Here is a 1,761-nt window from a genome sequence, read left to right as displayed (position 1 = left end):
TGACACAATCCCGTACACCATTTAGGAAATAATCGATGAATAACGAATACCGACTTTATATTTATGCTTTTTTATCGCGTGTGATGAGCAATATCCCTGATCGTCGTTTTATCACTGATCTCAAAAATAACGAATCCCTTTTGGAGATTATTGGTGAAGAGACATACGCATGGGTAAAAGAGAACGATGAAGAGACGTTGTATGAAGCGATGAATGTTGATTACTCTTCGATGTTTATTCTCAATACCCAGCCTGTGGAATCGTTTGTTCTCGATGCGAAAAACGAGACGCTTGTGGGACTTCAAAATCCGGTAATGGCATTTTATTTTACCCACGGTTTTGAGGTTAATATGGATCAAACCGACATAATGGCACCCGATCATTTGGGGATTGAGTTTGCGTTTATGCAGATGTTGATTTATCGTAATGAGCACCAGCCTCAGATCGACTTTTTGGATCAGCATCTTTTTCCTTGGGTTGTACCGTATATGATGGGGATGAAGAGTATGGCAGAAACACCGTTTTATCGTGATATGTGCGATTTTATCGTGGAGTTTTTGAGCAGCGATTACGAGTTCTTACGTGGAGATAATATCCATGGGTAATATGAATTTCATTCAGAAGAGCAATCTTTTTAGCTTTACGGGGACACGATGTCTTCGCAATGAGTATTTTCACAATGATTGCCATATTTGTATTGATGTTTGTCCTAAAAATGCCCTTCACATTGTTCGTAATAAATTGACCCTATTTGAGAATGAATGTGTTGAATGTGCAGGGTGTATCGGAAGCTGCCCAACGGAAGCATTGGAGATCGAGAGTTTTGATCCCAATGGCTTTGCCGCATCGTTTCAACATCAAAACGAGTCACTCCTCTCTTGTAAGTCTTCTACTCCGTGTTTGGGCGTATTTGATGTCGAGCACTACAGTGTAATGGCATTGCGTGCAAAGCGTAATGTTGTGTGTGATATGAGTCATTGTTCTTCGTGTGTGTTGAATGAAAAGGGGGATTTAGAATCGGTAATCCGCACCAAAGTGGAGACGGCAAACGCCTTTTTGGAAACGCTTCATGTAGAGCATCGGATTGAGACGATTGAGGAAAAAGAAGACGAAGCACCTCGACGGGCTCTCTTTCGAAAAGGATTAGAAAAAGTAAAAGAGTCGATCGTGAATGAGTCGGTTGCGCATGTCTCCATGACTGCAGCGCATCACAAACTCCCCGATCAAAAGATGCCGTTGAAACGTGTATTGCTTAAAAATTCACTCAAAGAGATTGTGGGAGATTTGGAAACGACGGCGTATGAGCATTCAAGTCCATTGTTTTTCAACAAACAAATCGATTTTCAAGCATGCACCAATTGTGGGGATTGTACTCAGTTTTGTCCGACGGATGCCCTCTTTGCAACCTCAGATAAGCAGGGGATCTATTTTTCACAAGGCAAATGTATCGGATGCGGCATTTGTGAAGATATATGTAAACCCAACGCGATTAGTGCAAAAGAGGGGTATGATTTGGTTAGTATCGCATATGAACGTGCAGAACAGCTTGTACACTATGAAATGGTGACATGTCATGAGTGCCGATGCCCTTTCCCGTACAAGGGTGGGGAGCCGATCTGTGATCGATGTGAGAGCTATACGAAACAATTTAGCACGATGTTTACGCTGGCAAAGGACTTATAGTAAAAAAATAGATATTATTTTATAGTCTTTTTTTACCCAACGTGGTATACAGTTTGATGATTCACTCGATATTCTCAT

General features: G+C 41.3%; 2 protein-coding genes. Both read left to right on the top strand.

What is annotated here, in order from left to right:
- The first annotated feature begins 35 nt into the window (after positions 1-35).
- The gene (locus JHC35_RS04995) at positions 36-605 is read left to right on the top strand and encodes a molecular chaperone TorD family protein (protein WP_295042611.1); all 570 of its coding nucleotides are present in this window, start codon (positions 36-38) and stop codon (positions 603-605) included.
- A 1-nt stretch (position 606) separates the two neighbouring features.
- Complete coding sequence (locus tag JHC35_RS04990) at positions 607-1,683, top strand: 4Fe-4S binding protein (protein WP_295042609.1); 1,077 nt, start codon at positions 607-609, stop codon at positions 1,681-1,683.
- Positions 1,684-1,761: the final 78 nt, after the last annotated feature.

Source organism: Sulfuricurvum sp. (assembly GCF_022759005.1).
In the GTDB taxonomy this organism is placed as follows: Bacteria; Campylobacterota; Campylobacteria; order Campylobacterales; family Sulfurimonadaceae; genus Sulfuricurvum.
This window is presented reverse-complemented; position numbering and strand designations above follow the sequence as displayed.

What these genes read in the sequence shown, in the direction of transcription:
- JHC35_RS04995 (WP_295042611.1), top strand. Translation starts at nt 36, where the DNA reads ATGAATAACGAATACCGACTTTATATTTATGCTTTTTTATCGCGTGTG.
- JHC35_RS04990 (WP_295042609.1), top strand. Translation starts at nt 607, where the DNA reads ATGAATTTCATTCAGAAGAGCAATCTTTTTAGCTTTACGGGGACACGA.